Annotated in this window: 2 protein-coding genes and 1 pseudogene; 2 read left to right on the forward strand and 1 reads right to left on the reverse strand. The window is 43.1% G+C overall.

What is annotated here, in order from left to right; all coding sequences use genetic code 11:
* Positions 1-107: 107 nt before the first annotated feature.
* A complete protein-coding gene (locus F6K49_RS38800; RefSeq protein ID WP_366514285.1) occupies positions 108-377 on the forward strand; it encodes a Uma2 family endonuclease in 270 nt (89 codons plus the stop codon).
* Between the two features lie 10 nt (positions 378-387).
* Here F6K49_RS38800 and F6K49_RS38805 read toward each other — a convergent pair whose 3' ends face one another.
* Positions 388-510 (reverse strand): hypothetical protein, encoded by a 123-nt coding sequence (locus F6K49_RS38805; protein ID WP_293105809.1) that lies wholly within the window; start codon positions 508-510, stop codon positions 388-390.
* A gap of 1,249 nt (positions 511-1,759) precedes the next feature.
* On the opposite strand from F6K49_RS38805, the pseudogene F6K49_RS38810 reads away from it, so the two are divergent.
* Positions 1,760-2,939, forward strand: a pseudogene (locus tag F6K49_RS38810) (IS630 family transposase).
* Positions 2,940-2,982: the final 43 nt, after the last annotated feature.

Below are 2,982 nucleotides of genomic sequence, written 5' to 3' on the forward strand. Positions count from 1 at the left end.
TGGCAAATCCAACGGTTAACCGCAACATCCGCTCTGGGACAACCTTGAACACTGACTGGCTATCATACCTATACTCCCTGTAGTTTGTCAAGTACGATTTATACCAAATTAGATGCGATTACCCTGCTTGTTTAATTGTCGAAGTTTTATCTCCCAAAACCGAAGCCTTTGACCGGGGTAACAAATTTTATAACTATCAAAAATTAGACACATTGGTCGAATATGTCCTAATTAGCCAAGACCATCAACGTCTAGACTGCTTCCGCCGTAATGCCCAGAAAATTTGGACATTACAATTTTATGATCCAGGAAGTGAGATTCATCTAGAAAGTGTGGATTTTCGTACGAGTCTTGAGGCTTTGTATGAAGATGTATAGCGGTTTTAAATTAGGTGAGGTAAATTTTTTTAGGGAACAGGGAACAGGGAACAGGGAACAGGGAACAGATAAGAGGCAAGAGGCAAGAGGCAAGAGGCAAGAGGCAAGAGGGTGAAAATTCTTTGTACCTCATTAGAATATAAACCGCTATAACTTTTCCAAAATGATTAAATGGCCAAGAAAATTAGAGAACTCAAATCAATGCTAAAACAAGCTAGTTTCTCTTATCGTTCAGTACAAAATTGATAATCGTAGGGTGGGCAGTGTTATTAATGCGATCGCTAGCTAATTTTTTCGTTGGTGGGCAGTGCCTAGGCTGTTCACTTTGTCCTAGGGCCCGAGGAAAAAGTTTATGCACTTTTTGTGTAAGGTAACGAGACCGTGGGTCGCTTGCGATATATCGATTGTAGGCTCAGAGCGTTGCTCACGATCCCGGCATGAACAATTAGAACCCAAAAATGCTCAAAATACACAGCCTAGGCAGTGCCTAGTAATGCGATCGCTAGCTAATTTTTTCGTTGGTGGGCAGTGCCTAGTAATGCGATAACTAACTGTTATTATTGGTTTCAAGCACTGCCCACCCTACCTAACTAGGACATTAAATAAAGACCAAATTATCAGGGAATATTTAACTGCTAATCTAACCCAAAAAATACAAAAATTTACACATAATTGAGTATAAAATTTGCGATATCAAATATTTGTAAATAAATGTAAAAAAAAATTTTTTTTCTTGCCTTTTTACGATTATTTATGTATAGTATAAAAGGTGACGACTGAAACTAATAACCGCGCTGGATATGCCTCTTAACCATCCCCAGCGCGGCTTTCCTCCCAACCAAGTAGGAGCTACTTCCATAATGGCACCAAAAAATCACAATTATCTCTGTGGAATGGGCATCTGGTGGAATGGGCATCTTGCCCGTGACCATGATGGGCATCTGGTGGAATGGGCATCTTGCCCGTGACCATGATGGGCATCTGGTGGAATGGGCATCTTGCCCGTGACCATTATTTCCGGGCGGGCTGTCCCAACCAGGCGCGAAGAGGCGGAAAATCAGGGCAACCCTTGTGGTGGTGCGTTACGGGGCTACTGGCTACGACGTTGAATATGATGACAAGGCGCGCCCCTAACACCTCATAAGGGTAGGTTTTTTACAAAGACCTCAGGTGTGGGGTGTGGGGTGTGGGGTGTGGGGTGTGGGGGATAAGAAAGCGATGCAGCGCCGCTTTTTCGTTGTTTTCCTTTTCCTCTCCCTCTGGGTCGCCCCATGTTTGACCTTAATGTAAAAAACCTACCCCTGTGAGGCCCCTAACACACCCTACTGGACTGGCACAGCTAAAATAGTGTAATAGAATGCTAGATATTCGAGGTCAGTAAAATGGGAAGAGGTCGTCGAGATAAAGTACTTCTGGAAATAGAACAAAGACAAAGACTCGAAAAAATCAGTCGTAATGGTTATGCGCCTGCTCCCGAAAATTCTCCATGCCAGAGTTCTGTTGATGTGTGATGAAGGCGAACTGACATAGAAAAAATGGACAGATGGAGAGATTGCCGAAGCCTTAAATATTCATCGAAACACGGTAGGACGTATTAGAAAAAGATTTCTCAGCTATGGAGTTGAACCAGCGCTAAATCGAAAGCTGAGAAAAATTCCGCCAACTCCTCCATTAATAGATGGAGAACAAGAAGCACAAATTATCGCCCTCTGTTCGACCCGCCAGATGGTAGGGCAGATTGGACGAAATGACTCCTAACATCAGAACTGAAAAAACGAAGAATTGTCACCGAAATTTCCCGTGAAACTGTACGTCGCACATTAAAAAAAACCAGCAAGTCCAAAGAAAGTAGAACGGTTTTGTATTCCGGAACGAGATTTGGCGAGATTTGTCGCCCAGATGGAGGTAGTTTTAGACCTTTACTGTTGCTTACATTCGACCGATGAGCCTTTGATTTGTATGGATGAAGCATCAGTACAACTCCAAGATCATGTCTACGAACCGATAAAAATGCAACAATTCTCAAGATGCCAAAGAAGATTATCACTACACTCGTGAAGGAACACAAGCCCTGTTTAGGTTTTTTGACAAATCATGCTGGATGGCGGCGGGTTAGCAACCGAGAGCACCGAGCTCGCGAGTGATTGGGCTGAAGAAATTCGCCAATTACTGGATGTGGACTATCCTGATGCTCGTAAAGTTAAGTTAATCTGTGATAATCTTAATACTCATGCGGATTGCCTCTCTGTATGAAGCTTTTCCTGCTGATGAAGCCCAACGCCAAAGCTAGACGGCTCGAAATTTATCATACTCGAAGTAATGGCAGTTGGTTGAATGTCGCAGAGATTGAACTGAGCATTTTAACTAAACAATGTTTAGCCCGCAGGATTCTAGTCGAAGAAAAATTGCCAAGAGAGGAACGAAGCTTGGCAACAAGAGCGCAACAAAACAGCCAGTAAAGTAATTTGGCATTTTTCAACCCCGGATGCCAGAGTCAAACTTAAACACCTTTATCCAGTGTTTGAAGAGGAAGAGATGGCAGATTCTAATGCACCAAATTAGCTGTGCCAGTCCACTACTGGCGTGGCCAGCTTAAAATAGTGCA

The organism is Moorena sp. SIO3I6 (assembly GCF_010672095.1).